Origin of the sequence: Aidingimonas lacisalsi, from assembly GCF_008079445.1 — a bacterium.
Lineage (GTDB): Bacteria > Pseudomonadota > Gammaproteobacteria > Pseudomonadales > Halomonadaceae > Aidingimonas > Aidingimonas lacisalsi.
The window spans coordinates 1-16427 of the sequence record NZ_VRYH01000009.1 but is presented as its reverse complement, the minus strand read 5'-3'; the positions used below and the strand labels follow the sequence as shown (position 1 = coordinate 16427).

General features: G+C 59.4%; 14 protein-coding genes. 4 read left to right on the top strand and 10 right to left on the bottom strand.

What is annotated here, in order from left to right; genetic code table 11:
• Positions 1 to 51 precede the first annotated feature (51 nt).
• Positions 52 to 1731: a thiamine pyrophosphate-binding protein gene (locus FVV99_RS16040; RefSeq protein ID WP_148255144.1), complete on the top strand. Its 1680-nt coding sequence runs from the start codon at positions 52 to 54 to the stop codon at positions 1729 to 1731.
• Positions 1732 to 1770: 39 nt separating this feature from the next.
• Positions 1771 to 3198, top strand: coding sequence for an FAD-binding oxidoreductase (locus FVV99_RS16035; protein ID WP_148255143.1), 1428 nt, complete (start codon positions 1771 to 1773; stop codon positions 3196 to 3198).
• A 7-nt stretch (positions 3199 to 3205) separates the two neighbouring features.
• Here the strand turns inward: FVV99_RS16035 and FVV99_RS16030 are convergent, their stop codons facing one another.
• The 10 genes from FVV99_RS16030 to FVV99_RS18855 form a co-directional block, all read right to left on the bottom strand.
• Complete coding sequence (locus FVV99_RS16030) at positions 3206 to 3955, bottom strand: SDR family oxidoreductase (protein WP_148255142.1); 750 nt, start codon at positions 3953 to 3955, stop codon at positions 3206 to 3208.
• A gap of 38 nt (positions 3956 to 3993) precedes the next feature.
• On the bottom strand, positions 3994 to 5562 hold the full coding sequence (garD, locus tag FVV99_RS16025; RefSeq protein WP_148255141.1) for a galactarate dehydratase: 1569 nt from the start codon (positions 5560 to 5562) through the stop codon (positions 3994 to 3996).
• A gap of 545 nt (positions 5563 to 6107) precedes the next feature.
• Positions 6108 to 8771 carry an autotransporter family protein gene (locus FVV99_RS16020; protein WP_148255140.1) on the bottom strand — a complete coding sequence of 888 codons (2664 nt, stop codon included), beginning with the start codon at positions 8769 to 8771 and terminating at the stop codon, positions 6108 to 6110.
• Positions 8772 to 9191: 420 nt separating this feature from the next.
• On the bottom strand, positions 9192 to 10226 hold the full coding sequence (locus FVV99_RS16015) for a helix-turn-helix domain-containing protein (protein ID WP_148255139.1): 1035 nt from the start codon (positions 10224 to 10226) through the stop codon (positions 9192 to 9194).
• A 109-nt stretch (positions 10227 to 10335) separates the two neighbouring features.
• On the bottom strand, positions 10336 to 11106 hold the full coding sequence (locus FVV99_RS16010; protein ID WP_148255138.1) for a hypothetical protein: 771 nt from the start codon (positions 11104 to 11106) through the stop codon (positions 10336 to 10338).
• A gap of 330 nt (positions 11107 to 11436) precedes the next feature.
• A complete protein-coding gene (locus tag FVV99_RS16005; RefSeq protein ID WP_148255137.1) occupies positions 11437 to 11742 on the bottom strand; it encodes a nucleotidyltransferase domain-containing protein in 306 nt (101 codons plus the stop codon).
• A gap of 203 nt (positions 11743 to 11945) precedes the next feature.
• Positions 11946 to 12242 carry a type II toxin-antitoxin system RelE/ParE family toxin gene (locus tag FVV99_RS16000; RefSeq protein WP_148255136.1) on the bottom strand — a complete coding sequence of 99 codons (297 nt, stop codon included), beginning with the start codon at positions 12240 to 12242 and terminating at the stop codon, positions 11946 to 11948.
• Positions 12239 to 12451: an addiction module protein gene (locus FVV99_RS15995; RefSeq protein WP_201745126.1), complete on the bottom strand. Its 213-nt coding sequence runs from the start codon at positions 12449 to 12451 to the stop codon at positions 12239 to 12241. The genes FVV99_RS16000 and FVV99_RS15995 overlap by 4 nt, the downstream gene beginning before the upstream one ends.
• Before the next feature lie 195 nt (positions 12452 to 12646).
• Entirely contained in the window at positions 12647 to 13729 is a 1083-nt protein-coding gene (locus tag FVV99_RS15990; RefSeq protein WP_236645440.1) for a GGDEF domain-containing protein, read from the bottom strand.
• Positions 13730 to 13752: 23 nt separating this feature from the next.
• Complete coding sequence (locus FVV99_RS18855; protein WP_236645439.1) at positions 13753 to 14223, bottom strand: hypothetical protein; 471 nt, start codon at positions 14221 to 14223, stop codon at positions 13753 to 13755.
• 401 nt (positions 14224 to 14624) lie between these two features.
• Between FVV99_RS18855 and FVV99_RS15980 the strand changes: the two genes are divergently transcribed.
• Together FVV99_RS15980 and FVV99_RS15975 are read left to right on the top strand one after the other, a co-directional pair.
• Complete coding sequence (locus FVV99_RS15980; RefSeq protein ID WP_201745125.1) at positions 14625 to 14954, top strand: helix-turn-helix domain-containing protein; 330 nt, start codon at positions 14625 to 14627, stop codon at positions 14952 to 14954.
• Positions 14951 to 16213, top strand: coding sequence for a type II toxin-antitoxin system HipA family toxin (locus FVV99_RS15975; RefSeq protein WP_148255135.1), 1263 nt, complete (start codon positions 14951 to 14953; stop codon positions 16211 to 16213). The genes FVV99_RS15980 and FVV99_RS15975 overlap by 4 nt, the downstream gene beginning before the upstream one ends.
• The last annotated feature ends 214 nt before the right edge of the window (positions 16214 to 16427 follow it).

Genomic DNA, 16427 nt, shown 5'->3' with positions numbered 1-16427 from the left:
ATCGCACAGTCCCCGGTCTATCCCGAATTGTCCATTGGGAGTGTCACTACCATGTCTCAGTCTCTCCGCCCTCGTTCCGGCGGTCAGGTGCTTGTCGATCAGTTGCTGATCCACGGCGTCGAATCCGCTTACTGCGTTCCGGGCGAAAGTTATCTCGAAGTCCTGGATGCGCTGCATGATGTCCGGGATCGCATCAGCCTCTACAACGCACGCCATGAAGCCGGTGCCGCCAACATGGCCGAGGCATACGGCAAGTTGACCGACAAGCCGGGCATCTGCCTGGTGACACGCGGCCCCGGTGCCTGCCATGCCTCGATCGGGGTCCACATCGCCCAGCAGGATTCCACGCCCATGATCCTGTTGATCGGCCAGGTGGATCGCCCCTCACGGGACCGTGAAGCGTTCCAGGAGATCGACTACCAGCAAATGTTCGGCAGCATCGCCAAGTGGGTAGCGCAGATCGATGATGCGGCGCGGATTCCCGAATACATGGCACGCGCCTTCCGTATCGCGACATCGGGCCGGCCGGGCCCGGTCGTGCTGGCACTGCCTGAAGACATGCTGACCGATGTCGTCGATACGGTGGATGCCCCTCCCTATCGCCCCACGCGTGCCGACATCGGCGCTGCCGACCTGACGCGCATCCGCGAGGCGCTATCGTCAGCAAGACGGCCATTGCTGCTGGTCGGCGGTAGTGGCTGGGATGATACGGCCTGCCGCGACATCACGGCCTTCGCCGAAGCACACGACCTGCCGGTGGCATGCTCGTTCCGCCGCCAGGACATCGTGAACAACCGCTCTGACGTCTATATCGGCGACTTCGGAACCGCGAGTTCGCCCCAATTGGTCAAGCGCATTGCCGAGGCGGATCTACTGCTCGTGATTGGTGCACGGCTCGGGGAAATGACCACGAAGACATACACGACCTTGACACCCCCCGTCGCCAACCAGACGCTGATCCATATCCATGGTGACAGCGATGAAATCGGCCGCGTCTACAGCCCCGAGATCGGCATAGCAGCGGCCCCGGAACGGGTCGCGCGCGCACTGAGAGACTGCCGCTGGGAACAACTCGCCGAGCGTTGGAGCGAATGGCGTCGGCAGGCCCGGCAAGCGTATTTCGACGATATCAGCAGCTCGGATGAAGACGGACCGCTCAATATCGGTCAAGCCATGATGGCCGTGCGCGATCAACTCCCCGCCGACACGGTCATCACGCTCGACGCCGGCAACCATACCGGCTGGGCCCAACGCTATCTGCGTTACGGCCGCCCCGGCCGTCAGTTGGGCTCCACGTGCGGCGCCATGGGCTACTCCGTACCGGCCGCCGTCTCGGCCTCACTGCAGGATCCTGAGCGGGTGGTGCTCGCCTTCGTCGGCGATGGCGGTTTCATGATGAGCGGCCAGGAACTGGCCACCGCCGTACACCATGGCGGGCGCCCGATCGTATTGCTCTTCAACAACGGCACCTACGGCACCATCCGCATGCATCAGGAGCGTGAGCATCCGGAGCGCGTGGTCGGCACCGACCTGGTCAATCCGGATTTCCTCACGATGGCGGCGGGCATGGGGGCTTACACGGCCATGGTCAACCGCACCGACGAATTCCTGCCGGCGCTGCAGGGTGCCATCGAGGCACACCGCCCGGCGGTCATCGAGTTGCGCACCGATCCCGAACGCATCTCGACGCGAACCACCATCACCCGACTACGTCTCGCCAAGCGCGGTTGACACCTACGACATCGAACGCCTCACCCACTGGAGCCCGACATGCCCGACGCCCTGAACCGACAGCCGATCGCCGACGAGTTGCTCGACACGCTGGTCCATCGACTCGGGGCCGACTACGTACTGACCGACGCTGCCGACATGCTGCCTTATGTCCAGGAACAGCGTCGGCTGTATCCAGGGGATGCATTGGCCGTGATCTTGCCGGCCTGCACCGCCGATGTCGCCTTCATCGTCGAGCAGTGTCGCGCGCATGGCGTGCCGTTGGTACCGCAAGGCGGGAACACCGGGCTGGTGGGAGGCGGCGTACCGCAGCAAAGCCTCGTCGTGGCACTGGGACGCATGAGTCGGATTCGCGACATCGATCCCACCAATGCCACCATCACCGTGGAGGCGGGCTGTATCCTGCAGGTGGTGCAAGACGCCGCCCATGACGCCGGGCGTCTGTTTCCGCTATCGCTGGCCGCCGAGGGATCGTGTCAGATCGGCGGGAATCTGGCCACGAATGCCGGCGGCATCAATGTGCTGCGCTATGGCAATGCCCGTGACCTGGTGCTCGGGCTGGAAGTGGTGCTGGCCGATGGCCGCGTCATGAACGGATTGACCGCCTTGCGCAAGGACAACACCGGTTACGATCTCAAGCAACTCTTCATCGGCTCCGAGGGCACGCTGGGCATCATCACGGCTGCGGTGCTCAAGTTGTTTCCCATGCCGCGAGTGACAGCCACCGCGCTGGTCGGCTGCGACTCTCCGCATCAGGTGCTGGCATTGTACGACCAGTTGCGGGGCCAACTCAGCGATACATTGACGGCCTTCGAATTCCTGCCGCGCTTTGCGATGGACGCCGTGCTGTCCCACATTCAGGGGGCACGCGCGCCCTTCGACCAGAGCTATGCGTCATACGCGCTGATCGAGCTGACGACTCCGGATGCCGGACTCGATCTGAATACGCGTCTGGAAGCGGCCCTGGCCGACGCCTTCGAGAACGACGTGATCAAGGATGCCGTCATCGCTACGAGCAGCACGCAATCACAGGCGTTGTGGCGGCTGCGTGAAGGAGTCGCGGAAGCCCAGATCGCCGAAGGCGCCTCGATCAAGCACGACATCTCCGTACCGGTATCGCGTATCGCGGATTTCATCGAGGCCGCCAGCGCCGCCTGCCGGTCGATCCTTCCGGCATGCCGCATTTGCGCCTTCGGCCATGTCGGTGACGGCAACCTCCACTTCAACGTCAGCCAGCCCGAGGCCATGGATACTGCCGCCTTCATGGACCTGACACCGCAGTTCAACCGCGCCGTACACGACCTGGTCGCCGACATGAACGGCTCGATTTCGGCAGAGCATGGTATCGGGCTTTCCAAGCGGACCGAATTGCGCCGCTACCAGGACCCCGTCGCCCTGGCGATGATGGAACGCATCAAGGCGGCGCTGGACCCGCAAGGGCTGTTCAATCCCGGCAAATTGCTGTGACGCAGCCTCAACCGCGCCCGACGTAGGGCATCTTGGTCGCCATCACCGTCATGAACTGCACATTCGCCGCCAACGGCAGACTCGCCATGTGTACGACCGCCCTTCCCACCTCGTCGGCGTCCATGCGCGGTTCGGGCACGACGTCGCCATTGGGCTGGAGTATCCCCTCGGCCATTCGGGCCGTCATATCGGTGTCGGCATTACCGATGTCCAACTGGCCGCAGGCGATGTCATAGGCACGGCCATCCAGCGACAGCGACCGCGTCAGCCCGGTAATGGCGTGCTTGGTGGCCGTATAGGCCACACTCAACGGTCGAGGCACATAAGCGGAGATCGAACCGTTGTTGATGATTCGGCCACCTCGTGGCGACTGCTCGCGCATGACACGAAACGCCGCTCTGGCGCACAGGAAGCTGCCGGTCAGGTTGGTATCGACGACCTCGCGCCATACGGCGACCGGCAACTCATCCGGGGTCGCCGGTGGTGCCCCGCGTCCCGCATTGTTGAACAGCAGATCCACCCGCCCCCAGGCAGTGGCGACCCGATCGAATGCCGCATCGACCGACGCCTCATCGATGACATCGGCCTCTACGACCAGCGTGGCTTCACGATCACTGGCGAGACTCGCCGTTTCCTCGAGGCGATCACGCCGTCTCCCCACCAACGCGACGCGATACCCCTCGGCGACCAGGGCCAGCGATGCCACCCGGCCGATACCACTCCCTGCGCCTGTCACTACCGCAACCTTGCCTGTCATGGTGCTCTCCTCAATGGTTCTCGTCGCTGCTGGCGGTATTACGTCACAGGGGCGGGATTGAACAGCGCCAGATCGTTATGTATCCCCAGCCGGTCGACCGCCGCCTGTTCACGCCCACTGGCAATCTCCAGGATCAGATGGAACAGTTCCCACCCCATCGTCTCGATCGTGGCCTCGCCGGAAGCAATGCGGCCGGCGTCCAGATCGATGAGATCATGCCAGCGGCGGCTTAGCGTGGTGTTCGTCCCGACCTTGATCACCGGCACCATGGACAACCCATAAGGGGTACCGCGCCCGGTCGTGAACACATGCATGTTCATGCCCGCCGCCAACTGCAACGTGCCGCAGATGAAGTCGCTGGCCGGAGTCGCGACGAAATTCAACCCTCGCTTGCTGATCCGCTCGCCCGGCCCGAGCACATCGACGATGGGACTCGTACCCGACTTGGCAATCGACCCCAATGCCTTCTCGATGACATTGCTCAACCCGCCGCTCTTGTTTCCCGGTGACGGGTTGGCACTTCTGTCCGCCTGCCCCTGTGCCAGGTAATCGTCGTACCATTGCATTTCCTGAACCAGCTTCTCGCCCACGCCCTTATCGACGACCCGTGGCGACAGCAGGTGAATCGCATCGCGGACTTCCGTCACCTCCGAAAACATGACCGTACCACCGGCCCGCACGATCAGATCCGCGGCAAAACCGACGGCCGGGTTGGCCGTCACCCCGGAGAAGGCATCGCTGCCACCGCACTGCGTACCCACCACCAGTTCCGACACGGGGCAGGGTTCGCGCCGCCGTTGATTCAGCTTGGCGAGATGCTGCTCGGCCATGGCCATGATACCGGCCACCATTTCCGCAAAACCGACAAACTGCTCGTCCTGCAAGCTGAGAATATTGCCGGTGGCCGATGCCTCCTCACTCGAGTCGTACATCTTGACGGGTTGCTCGGACACCAACGTCGACGGTTGCAGTTTTTCGCACCCCAGGCCAATGACCATCACCTCCCCGCCGAAGTTGGGGTTGAGCGTGATGTTCTTGAGGGTACGAATGGGAATGATCGCGGCAGGCGCATTGATCGCCACCCCGCAGCCATACGTGTGCGTCAGCCCGACGACATCATCGACATTGGGGTACTTCGGCAGCAATTCCGCCTTGATACGCTTGACGACATGCTCGACGGTACCGGCGACGCACTGCACGCTCGTCGTGATGCCGAGTACATTCTTCGTGCCGACACTGCCATCCGCGTTGCGATACCCCTGGAAGGTATACCCTTCCAACCTTTCCGGCGGCCCATACTCACGGGTCGCCGACTCTAGCTCATGCAAGGCGGGCGGCTGGCGCAACGCGATATTGTGCTCATTGACATGGCCACCCAACGGGATCGTCTCGGTCGCCGTACCAATGATCTCACTGTAACGAATGACCTCGGCACCCGACGGAATATCCGACAAGGCGACTTTGTGCCCTTGCGGGATATCCGCAACGGCTATCAGCCCGGCCTGCAGCTCCGTTCCGGCGTTCACCCCGCCTTGCCCGATGACGATGGCGACGTTGTCGCTGTCATGGACCTTGATGATTTTCTTGTCGTCCATGGTTTGGGTCATGGTTATCACCTCATGCATGCCAGCCAGTGCATTGCATCCCGACCTCCCGTCATGTCGAAACGAATCGTCGAGTACCGGTTCAATGCCTCATCATAACTAATCATCTTATAACATATCATACAAGTTGATAAATATGACCAGTGCATCGAACCGGCTTATCGCGGTTGAAACCGCTCCCACGAACACCATAACACCATCTCACTGGCAAGAGGTTGTGCAGGAGCGACTTCAGTCGCGATCAGCGGTGCCACCCAGGCGGGGCTCGTCGCCCCGCATCGCGGTTGAAACCGCTCCCACGAACACCACAACACCATCTCACTGGCACGGGTTATGTAGGAGCGACTTCAGTCGCGATCAGCGGTGCCACCCAGGCGGGGCTCGTCGCCCCGCATCGCGGTTGAAACCGCTCCCACGAACACCACAACACCATCTCACTGGCACGGGTTATGTAGGAGCGACTTCAGTCGCGATCAGCGGTGCCTCCCAGGCGGGGCTCACCGACCCGCATCGCGGTTGAAACCGCTCCCACGAACATACAGGAGAACTCACCACCGCCAACGCATGCCCACCTGACCGGCGTGATCCTCATAGCCACTGCCCAGGCGGCCGTCGTACGCGGCGTACACATCGACCCGGTCGGTGATTCGGGCTTCCATGCCCACACCCACATCCATCAGGTCGGTCGGCAATGTCTGGCCTTCGATGGTGAAAGTCTCACTCCCCAACAGCGAAGCCTCGGTGGAGGCGTCAGGATTGCCCAGTTCGTGACTCCATGCCAGGCGCCCGGTGATCACGGCACTGTCCGAGACCCGATAGGCAAACTCACCGCCAAGCCGACCACGCACACTGTCGTCGCTGGAGGCATCGACATCCAGCCCCGCCAAGCCGTCTTCCCGATAACCGTCGCGGTACGTATGGGTGTAGGTCACACCGATCAGCGGTGAAAGACGCCAGGCGCGAGCTTCGAGTGGCAAGTCATACGCCAGTTCGGCATCGACAGTGCCGACGCGGGCCTCGTAATCGGCCTGATGCCTGCCGAAACCGGTCACATAGCGCTCGCCCTCCAGATCCAGCCAGCCCAGGCTGGCCGAGCCGGACAGCCGCCAGTCACCGACATGCTGGCGAGCATATAGCCCCGCTGTGTAGGCGTCGAAATCGCTCTGGGCACTATCGCCGCTGACTCGGCCCCGCTCGATGCCGACGGCGACCCCAACCATCAATTCGTCCGCAAGGAACAGTTCGCTGCCCGTATGCACTCCGGAGGAGCGCGAGGATACACCGGGTGACTCGCCATCCCCGCCGAGCCGGCTGTCGCTGCTGACGGCTCGCGCCCAACTCACCGGCCCCGTTGGCTGACTCAACGTGGGCGCATAACCACGAGGGCCGACCGCTTCGCGATCCTGTCGAGACGGTGGTGCAAAGGCCGACTCCAGCATCGACAGTTGTTGCGGTGCATACCCGGCATCGCCCCGATGCAGCTGCTGCAAGGCGGCCGCCGCCAGTGGCGTTTCGCTGCCGGCACCACTCATGCGCCCCTGCAGCGAGGCCGAGAAGGACTGAGTCAGCTGATCGATGGCCGTCTGGCTGGCGGGAATGTCGCTGCCGGCCAGCTCCTCGGCGGCCTGACCGGCCTCTCCGAATTCCAGCAGCAGCAGGGCATTCTCGAAGTCGTGATACCCCGATGTATCGGAATCCATCGTCTCCAGCGCCGACGCAAGCCGCTGCGAATTACCGCTGGCGGCATATGGAGACAGCAGGCTGCCGGGGGAAGGAGAAGGTGAAGGTGAAGGTGAAGGTGAAGGCGATGGGCCAGCGTCATCACCCTCCCCGCCATTCTCACTATCTTCATTTCCTCCACCATTATCGTCTTCACCGCTGTCAACAATATGCAGAGTCAACTCGACCGCTTGGTCCGAGTAGCTCAGTGAAGGGTCGAGGAAAGCGTAGTTGGCCTCGACAGTGTCGAACTCGCCGTCGATGCCCGTGACAGACTCGAGCACAGTGTAAGTACCTAAAACACTTTCATCCTGGTTAGGCTCCAGACTGACGACACGCACATCACCACCATTGATGCGAACATCATTGGCTGCTGTCAGGCGGTCTGTCCCCGTACCGTCCACTTCCACCAGGAACGTGCTTCCGGCATTGAAGACGACGCCATCGTTTACACTGAGAGTGCCGACTGAGTTACCCGGCGAGAGCGTGCCACCATTTTCCACCCTCAAAGCGCCAACACTGCCTGTACCGCTCAGTATACCGCCGGAGACGACGGCGTCACCGCCGACCGACTCATCAGCATGGAAGGTACCGCCCTCGATGCTCAGCACTCCGGCAAAGCCGCTGCCATTGCCGGTAAAATGGGTGGTCCCCGACATATGCCGGATCGTGGCGTCATCCAGGTCGCTCCCGGTGCTGGTCTCGACATCGGTATCGAAGACATAACCCGGGTCGTCATGGTTGAAAACCAGTTGGCCGCTGCCGCCACGGAACTGCAGAGTATCGGCGTCGACAATGCCCGGTGCGGCGGCTTCTTCGCTCGCCGGGGCGCCGATGTTCAGAATACCGCGAGAGCCACTCAGGTTGCCAAAATCGATCGACGGGGCTATAACCCGGCCGCCATCGGTGACCGTCAAGCTGCCACGGCCAGTACTAAGTCGTCCAATCGCTATAGTATTGGTGCTGCTTGCCTCACTACCACTACCATCCACGATCACTCGGCCATCACCGTAATTCCCGATCCACATATCGGTGGCCGTTAGCCGACCACCACTGGCCAGGACCGCAACGCCGTCTCCATTAGAATCCCGACCGACCTGGAATGTACCACCGACCGTGACTGTGGCGTCGTCGACGTTGAGACTGCCAGTGCCTGCAGCACCCACCCATAGATTGCTAGTGGTGCCAAGATGGCCGCCCCCGGAGACGTTGATCTCACCCTCGCCAGCGTCACCGCCAACATGAATATTGTCATCGACCTCGACCTGGCCATCGACAATGTTCAGCGTTCCCGAGCCATCATCCCCCACATACAGTGTATCGCCCATGTCCCAGGGGGAAGCCTTGTCGCCAGGCACGTTAACGGTATCTCCGCCATCAATGACTTCAATGGCATGAAGTGGCGAGATCGCTACCAGATTGGCAGCGCCGATCACCAAGATCTGGACGCACCACCGTTGTCGTAAATACACCGCTCGACGTACTGTAACCATGTAGTGAATGCCCCTGCGTTACCAATCTTGTCATTTAGTCGTTAATCGATCGTATGGTGGGTAGCCTCGAGCGCGTTTACGACGCGGTCATGGGGGTACTGGAGATTCGGCAACTTAGCAACCGGCCCGAAGGGGAGCAACGCCTCTCCGGCATATCGAGACGCACAGTCAAGTACCGGAGGCATAAAGAGACGGACAGGCAAATGAGAGGCAGGGCTTATCGCCCTGCATCGCGGTTGAAACCGCTCCTACATCTCCGGGCACGGGGGTTCGTAGGAGCGACTTCAGTCGCGATCAGCGGTGCCTCCCAAGCAGGGCTCACCGCCCTGCTTCGCGGTTGAAACCGCTCCTACAACACCCGCTGCTGATTCCAGGTAGGAGCGACTTCAGTCGCTGATGGGGGGTGGTTGCTATCGCCTTTCACGTCGCCACGCCAACGATATTCTTGAGCACCAGGTTGAACAGTTCCCGCTCGGACGTGATATCGAGTTTATTGTAAATGGAGTACTTGTGATTCTTGACCGTGCCACTGGAAATCGACAGTTTCCCGGCAATCAAGGAGTTGGGATAACCCAACAGTGAGAGGAAAACGACGTCCTGCTCTCGTTCAGAGAGCGCGAACGGCGCCAGCGCCTTATCGATCAGGGCCTTGTAGCCCTCTGCGCTGGTGGTGTTCCGTGGGCGTATACGCTGCTGAAGATACTGCTCCCCATCCAGCGACACGATGCAACTGCTCAGTATCGACTCATCCCCCAGCAAGGCCTCGCTATACCCTCCCTCGCGACGCACCGTGAGCGCCTCCTGCTCGATCAACGATTTATCGCTATCGCCCATCGACGCAAAGTCGGGGCGCCACCGCGACGATTCAGTCACCCGCTCACTCGCCAGATGAATGATGCGCTCGACCTGGGTGAACACCCCGGGCCGCTCCTTGAGCTTGCTGAGAAACTCCAGCGTGAAATGTTTGGCCGCCAGCGCCTTGACCACCGGCAACTCGGCACTCGCCAACTGGATCTCGGTATCGGAAAAGCGCCCATCCGGCTTGTCGAGACAGAAAGCCAGCATGCTGGCATCCGGCATCATGACCAACCACGCCAACTCATCACTGATTCGGGCGCGCTGGAAGACCTCTTCCTGATAGCGGATCTTGTCGCTGTCGATCTCGAAGCTTTCGCTGAAGCTGTAGACCCCGGCGGTGAAGCTGGCCCGATTAATATTGTTGAGCGGATCGAGCATATACAGGCCGTTGAGATACACCTGCTGCACCTTATCGTCGAGAACCTGATTGATCAGCATCTCGGGACGAGCGCTCATATGGTAGCGAATGACCAAGCCATTCAAATTCCCGAACAGCCCGGACAGATAGGCCATCAAGGCCTCGTGAAACGAGCTGTCGCCCAGCGACTCGATGACCTGTGACAGACGTTCACGGGGAGAATTCAGGTCCTCGAACATGGGGATCGCTCCGGACAACGACAGATTTTCATTCCAACATAACACAAACGCCCGCCACCGGTGGGGTGACGGGCGCTCATGGGAAACACCGTAACGTTCAGTGCACGGGCTAGCCGTTCTGACGCGCCTCGTTCTGAGCGGTCACATGCTGGCTCAAGGTTCTGAGGTTACGCTCGATCTTGATGAAAATGGACAGGAACACGATGAACAGGAAGGCCCCGAGCGCCCCGCCGGCGATATACAGGCTCTGGGTCGCATTGGCCTTGTCCTGAATATGCTGGTGACGCTCCTGGTTCCGGCGTTGCTCTTCCTGCTCTATCTGCCGATCGAATGTCTGATCATAGGAATCCAGCGCCCGGTTGACGATATCGAACGCATTCGTCCGCTCCGCACTGTCTCTGACAGCGTCATCATTCAAAATCTCGTCGAGGTAGGAGACCAACCCCTCGGCGTAGGCATCGGTTCTCGCCTGATAGGAATAGTATTCCGCCCGGTCGCGAATGTTTGCAATCAGGAAGTCGATATTCGTCGTCAACTGACCATCGGTCACCTCGACCACGAATGAATCGATGAGATCGGCCACTTCCTCATAATGGGCCAGATTCGGATCTTCCTTCTCCTCACCCACCGGCCCCGCTGCTTCCTGAGACTCAGACATGGATTGCGAAGCATCCGGCGCGTCGGCATAGGAATCGACGATATCCTGTGCCGCCCCCTCATGCTCGACTCGCGGGACAAACGTCTCGTGCTCCGGCGGAGACTGAAGCCCCTTCAGCGCGCCCAATGCAAAAAACGCCGCCGATATCAGCAGAATGCCCGCCACCACGATGACAAACGCACGGAGTATCCCTAAATAAATATGTTCCAGTTTTTGAAGCATGTCGTTCCCTTTCAGTTCTTTTAGTGACCTGCGAAAGCGAACGAATCATCACACAGCTTTAGGGAACGCTCAGTTAGCTTATTGTAATCGCCGAACATAGTGGCAATGGCGGGACCTGATGACACCTGATGAGCAGGGCTCACCGCCCTGCATCGCGGTTGAAACCGCCCCTACGAACCCCACAACCACCCGATCCCGGAGTACGGGTCTTGTAGGAGCGACTTCAGTCGCGATCAACGTTGAAGCCGTTCAGGCCTCTTCAAGCGAAGGTAGATCAAGCTTCTGCTCGATCCTTTTCAATAACTCCACCAACTCCGTTACCATTCATCGTCATAGGGGAATACCTGTCCGTTCAGCGACCTCAAAGATCGGCGGATGTTCTCCTCGTCCCGGATAATCGATGAGCAGATCCACTTTCTGTTCGCCAAGCTTCTGCTGAATCCTGACCTGACAGCGAATCTCGGCCCTGACAATGGCATTGACATCGGTCATGTCCGTCTCGACCAGAAGATCAATGTCGCCACCACGCGCGGTATCATCCGCACGAGACCCGAAGAGATGGACCTTGGCACCATGGCCGAAACAGTCCGCGACAGTCTCGCGGATCACCTGGCATTGATAGGCTGTCAACCTCATATCGCCACCTTCAGGTACGTTTCACTCAGCGTATCACACTGCACAGCGGAAACGTCGCAGTCGCGATCAGCGGTGTAATCCAGGCAGGGCTCGCCGCCCTGCATCGCGGCTAAAGTCTCTCCTACCACACCACCATCTCGCCAGGTTTTGTGGGAGCGACTTCAGTCGCAATGGGCGGACAGAACGACCGAAAAAACCTGAGCTCAGGATTCAAACAAGCGCTTTACTGCCTGTGAAGGAGACTGACGATTATCCAGAACGGCATAGACGCGCACTGTATCCTGCTCATACCGATAATAAACGGAGAACGGAAAGCGCTTCGCCAAAAGGCGATAGTAGCCGAAGACTTGTTGGTGGACTCCAGCATATAAGAGAAGCGAGTCGATGTCAGAGAACAAGGCATCTATAAAGTACTGACCAAGCCCCGGTTCCAATCGATCATAAAACCGGAATCCTGCCAGCAGATCCTGCTCAGCCTCTTCCAATATCTCGATTTTCAACGCGTATTCTCGCGCAGACGCTGCTTTACGGTTTCCCACTCACTGAATGTGGAGCTACCAGTCTCAGCACGTAACGCCCTTTCCTCCAATGCCTCCTGATGCCAGTCAGGCGCGGGGACAGATTCCGGATCTCGGGTCAGATCGTCCCATAACGCCTCCATAGCGCGAAGCTTCTCGCGCGTACTCATGTCGCCCAACCTCATGGTCATGGCCTACCTCCAACAGCGGCTTACCTTCAATAATGCTGCCACCAAACACCATATTGCAATCGTTACCTCAAGAAAGAAACGCCCAAAGGGTGATGAACTGCATCGCGGCTGAAGCCCCTCCTACACCACCACCATCTCGCCAGGTTTTGTGGGAGGGTCCTCAGTCGCGATTGGGTTATCTCGCGGACGTGCAGCTCACTGAACGGTTTCCATACAAGACTGGACCTGCCAGCCATCGCGCCCTCTGGCCTTGACGGCATACAACGCATGATCCGCCGATGCATACGCCGCCGGGAAGGTGTCGCTTGCCGCCTGAAAATACGTGCCGCCGATGCTGAGGGTGACGATATCGCGTTCGGGGTGGCCGGGATGAGGTATCGCCTGGCTATGCACCCGGGCTATCAACTCCTGGCAACGATCACGCAATTCCGCTTCGGAATCGCAGGGAAAGAGTGCCGCGAACTCGTCGCCGCCCATGCGATAGAGTGTCGCTTCACCCTTCAGCGCCACATCGATCAGCGAGGCCAGTTGTCGCAGCAACTGATCGCCTTCCGGGTGGCCCAGGGTGTCGTTGTATTGCTTGAAGTAATCGATATCGACCAGAATCATGCCCAGCCAGTCGCCCGGGTGCGTTTCGACACGCTCATGCAACGCGCTACGGTTGCTCACGCCGGTCAAGGGATCGTGTAGCGCCCTCTTCATCCATTCGAGGCTCTCCTGAGTCGCCTGTTCCGCCACACGCCGCTGGCGTTCATGCAGCAGCCAGAACACGAGCCCGAGCAGATAAATCAGTACACTGCCCACCATGACCCAGAATTGGTGACGGCGAGTGTTGTCGGCAAATTCGGCGGCCGCCTGGCTGCGGCGACTCAACTGCCCCATTTCGATCGCCGTCAAACACTCCAGGATGGGCAACAGCGCTGTACTCGCTTCATCGCCCGAAGGCAGCGGAGGCTCGGCCGCGCGTTGCATGAACCGGTTCAACTGGCTCAGCGATGGCCCGGTGCAGGGGTAATTCTCACGGTAGACACCGATATCCATGAAACTGTACGCCATCTCGAGATGCATGGCCGTCGTGCCGTCATCCGGCGCGCCCTCATGAAACGCCGCCAGGGCCTCATGCAGGAATTCCCTGGAGCGTGTCGCCAGTTGTTGGCCGGTCAGGTTGTTCGATTGACTGAAGTACCGGTCGATTTCCGGTGATACCCAGCGCGTTTCATAGATCAATAACATGACGAGCAGGGTGAAGCTCATCAAGCTCAGCCAGAACCATCTCACTGAGCCCTTCCAGCGCGATAGACTCAAGGGACCACCTCAATGCGCTTGATCATCCAGATCCAATCATTAAAGCTGCGCAGGTTATCCGGATCACGATCACCGTAGTCACGCTCTACCAGGCGCAACGGCCCCTTCTCGCGCAATCCCAGGGGTCGACCGTTTTCATGGGTCACCAACACCCACCGCGGATCATCCCACCCTTCGAAAACCGTTTCGTAGCCATCCCAACCCATGATACGCAGCTTCTCCGGCACCGGATCGAAGTGATCCCGGATCCACTCAGAGAATGCTAGACCACGGACCGTTATCTCCTGGCGCTGGTAAGGATCATGGAAGGTAAATTCGATATCCGCCTGCTGGCGTAGCGTCTCGACCGGTATGACATGCTCCCGGTCATTCTGACTGATCACAAGCTGATTTGGATTCGCCTGTACATGCAGTGCGATCAGCACCAGGAAGCTGCCAAACCAGCGGAACGACCTGCAGATCGGCATAGCCGCACTCTCCCCTCACCGCCCCTGCGTAGTTGGAACGCGTTATTATCCAATGCCGTCACGGAATCACACGGCGACAGGTGCCTATTTACGCACCAACGAAAGGTTACCATACCAATGTAACAAAAACGCCCGTCATCAAAGATGACAGGCGTCATGAAAAAACATCACTGCACTCGCGATTCACGCGGTGCATCCTCGGCAGGGCTCACCGCCCTGTTTCGCGGTTGAAACCGTTCCCACGAACCCCACAACCACTGCATTCCGTTGGCACGGGTTGTGTAGGAGCGACTTCAGTCGCGATATCACCGCCAAGCCAGTTGGCAAAAGGCAACAAATAAGTTGCAATTCATCTTGAAAAGCAACATAAATGTTTCTACTCTGGTCAAGAAGAAATAAATATGTTGCCTATCATCATGGACCTTTATACACAAATCAAGCGTAGACGTCGCCAACTCGGTCTGACGCAACGGGACATGCAATCTCGTATCGATATGTCCCGCCAGCAATATCAACGCCTGGAAGCTCATGGCAACCCGCGGCTGGAAACCCTCACCCTCGTTGCCGAAGGCCTCAACGCCGAGCTCATGCTGATTCCCCGTGACAAGGTACACCTCGTGCAGAGGCTGCTCGAGGAAGCCACGGATATGGCCGAGGCGCCGCCCCTTGATGTCGATCCCTGGCATGGCCTCCTGGACGATATGGATGACACATCGGGACATGAACAATGAAAACCGAAATGGTGGAGGTCCTGGATATTCGCCTGCATGACACTCATGTCGGCTATTTAGCGGGATATCAAGGTGGCCGCAATGTCATGGTCTTCAATGAGCCTTACCGCCATGACCCTCAACGACCGGTCCTTACGCTAACAACTCATCCGGCGTTTCCACGTGCCACCCAACTCATGGCATCTCCGTGGATCCGTCAACAAAGGCTTCACCCCTACTTTTCGAATCTACTTCCGGAAGGTGCATTGCGAGACTGGCTGGCACAAACCCTGAAAGTGCATCCCGACCACGAATTTCCTCTCTTGTCCCAACTCGGCCAGGATCTGCCGGGAGCCGTGGTGGCCACCCCCGTGGCCGCTGAAGACATTCCCGATCATGTTCTTGCCCATAGAACACGCATCACGCCAGTCAAACGGACTCCACGGCCAGGACAAGGGTTTTCCCTGGCCGGCATCCAGATGAAATTCTCGATGCGTGAGCGTGAGGGGCGATTTCATTTCAACCATGCCGACGAGGTGGGCGATTGGATCGTCAAAACGCCTTCGACACGTCATCGTGGTGTGCCCGCCAATGAGTTCACCGCCATGCAGTTAGCCGAAGCCGGTGGTGTAGAGATTCCCGAGGTCCGACTGGCCGCCTTGGGCGACCTGGAAGGACTTCCTGCCATCAGCCTGCCCGATGAAGAATGGGTCTATGCCATCAAACGATTCGACCGGCTGGATGGAGCACGCCAACACGCCGAAGACCTGGCGCAAGTTCTGGTTCGCTATCCGCACGACAAGTACGGTACCACCAACTACGAACAGATCGGCAAACTGCTCAGAACCTACACCCAGGATGGGCTGGCCAACGTGCAGCAATTCGCCCGTCGCTTGTTGGTGAACATTCTCTTGGCCAATGGTGATGCCCATCTCAAGAACTGGAGTCTCCTTTACCCTGACCAGCGCACCCCCGTACTTTCGCCTGCCTACGACATCGTCATGACCAAAGCGTATATCGACGACGAGCAGGACATTGCCCTCAATCTCAATGGGCATAAGAACTGGTATCGCATCGAACAGGACGACTTCAGAGCCTGGGCAAATGCCATCGGAATCCCCTGGGCATCGGTTCGCATCGCATTGAACGACACCATGCAACGCGCTCGGGAACACTGGCCAAGGCTTCTGGCAAACAGCCCAATGCTGCCTGAACACCAAGCACTATTGAAAACCCACTGGCGGCAGTTGCCTCCAGAGTGGCGCATCGATACCCCCTAGAGCACGCAACCCCATGCACCCAGGCCAATGCAGGGCCATCCTCCCGCAAGGTCTTTGCAGGAGCGACTTCAGTCGCGATTGGCCGAGCCACCCAGGCAGGACCCACGTCCTGCATCGCGGTTGAAACCGCTTATATGGACCCGTCCCGTTGTGCAAGCCCGAATCGCCATGGCCGGGGTGAGACTGCACGCTTATATCCGGCCTGTTAGCGGCA

Excerpts from the sequence above, each read along its gene's own strand:
- FVV99_RS16035 (WP_148255143.1), top strand. The coding sequence starts at position 1,771 with ATGCCCGACGCCCTGAACCGACAGCCGATCGCCGACGAGTTGCTCGAC.
- FVV99_RS15975 (WP_148255135.1), top strand. The coding sequence starts at position 14,951 with ATGAAAACCGAAATGGTGGAGGTCCTGGATATTCGCCTGCATGACACT.
- FVV99_RS15980 (WP_201745125.1), top strand. The coding sequence starts at position 14,625 with ATGTTGCCTATCATCATGGACCTTTATACACAAATCAAGCGTAGACGT.
- FVV99_RS16010 (WP_148255138.1), bottom strand. The coding sequence starts at position 11,106 with ATGCTTCAAAAACTGGAACATATTTATTTAGGGATACTCCGTGCGTTT.
- garD (WP_148255141.1), bottom strand. The coding sequence starts at position 5,562 with ATGACCCAAACCATGGACGACAAGAAAATCATCAAGGTCCATGACAGC.
- FVV99_RS16015 (WP_148255139.1), bottom strand. The coding sequence starts at position 10,226 with ATGTTCGAGGACCTGAATTCTCCCCGTGAACGTCTGTCACAGGTCATC.
- FVV99_RS15995 (WP_201745126.1), bottom strand. The coding sequence starts at position 12,451 with ATGACCATGAGGTTGGGCGACATGAGTACGCGCGAGAAGCTTCGCGCT.
- FVV99_RS16030 (WP_148255142.1), bottom strand. The coding sequence starts at position 3,955 with ATGACAGGCAAGGTTGCGGTAGTGACAGGCGCAGGGAGTGGTATCGGC.
- FVV99_RS16040 (WP_148255144.1), top strand. The coding sequence starts at position 52 with ATGTCTCAGTCTCTCCGCCCTCGTTCCGGCGGTCAGGTGCTTGTCGAT.
- FVV99_RS16005 (WP_148255137.1), bottom strand. The coding sequence starts at position 11,742 with ATGAGGTTGACAGCCTATCAATGCCAGGTGATCCGCGAGACTGTCGCG.
- FVV99_RS18855 (WP_236645439.1), bottom strand. The coding sequence starts at position 14,223 with ATGCCGATCTGCAGGTCGTTCCGCTGGTTTGGCAGCTTCCTGGTGCTG.
- FVV99_RS16020 (WP_148255140.1), bottom strand. The coding sequence starts at position 8,771 with ATGGTTACAGTACGTCGAGCGGTGTATTTACGACAACGGTGGTGCGTC.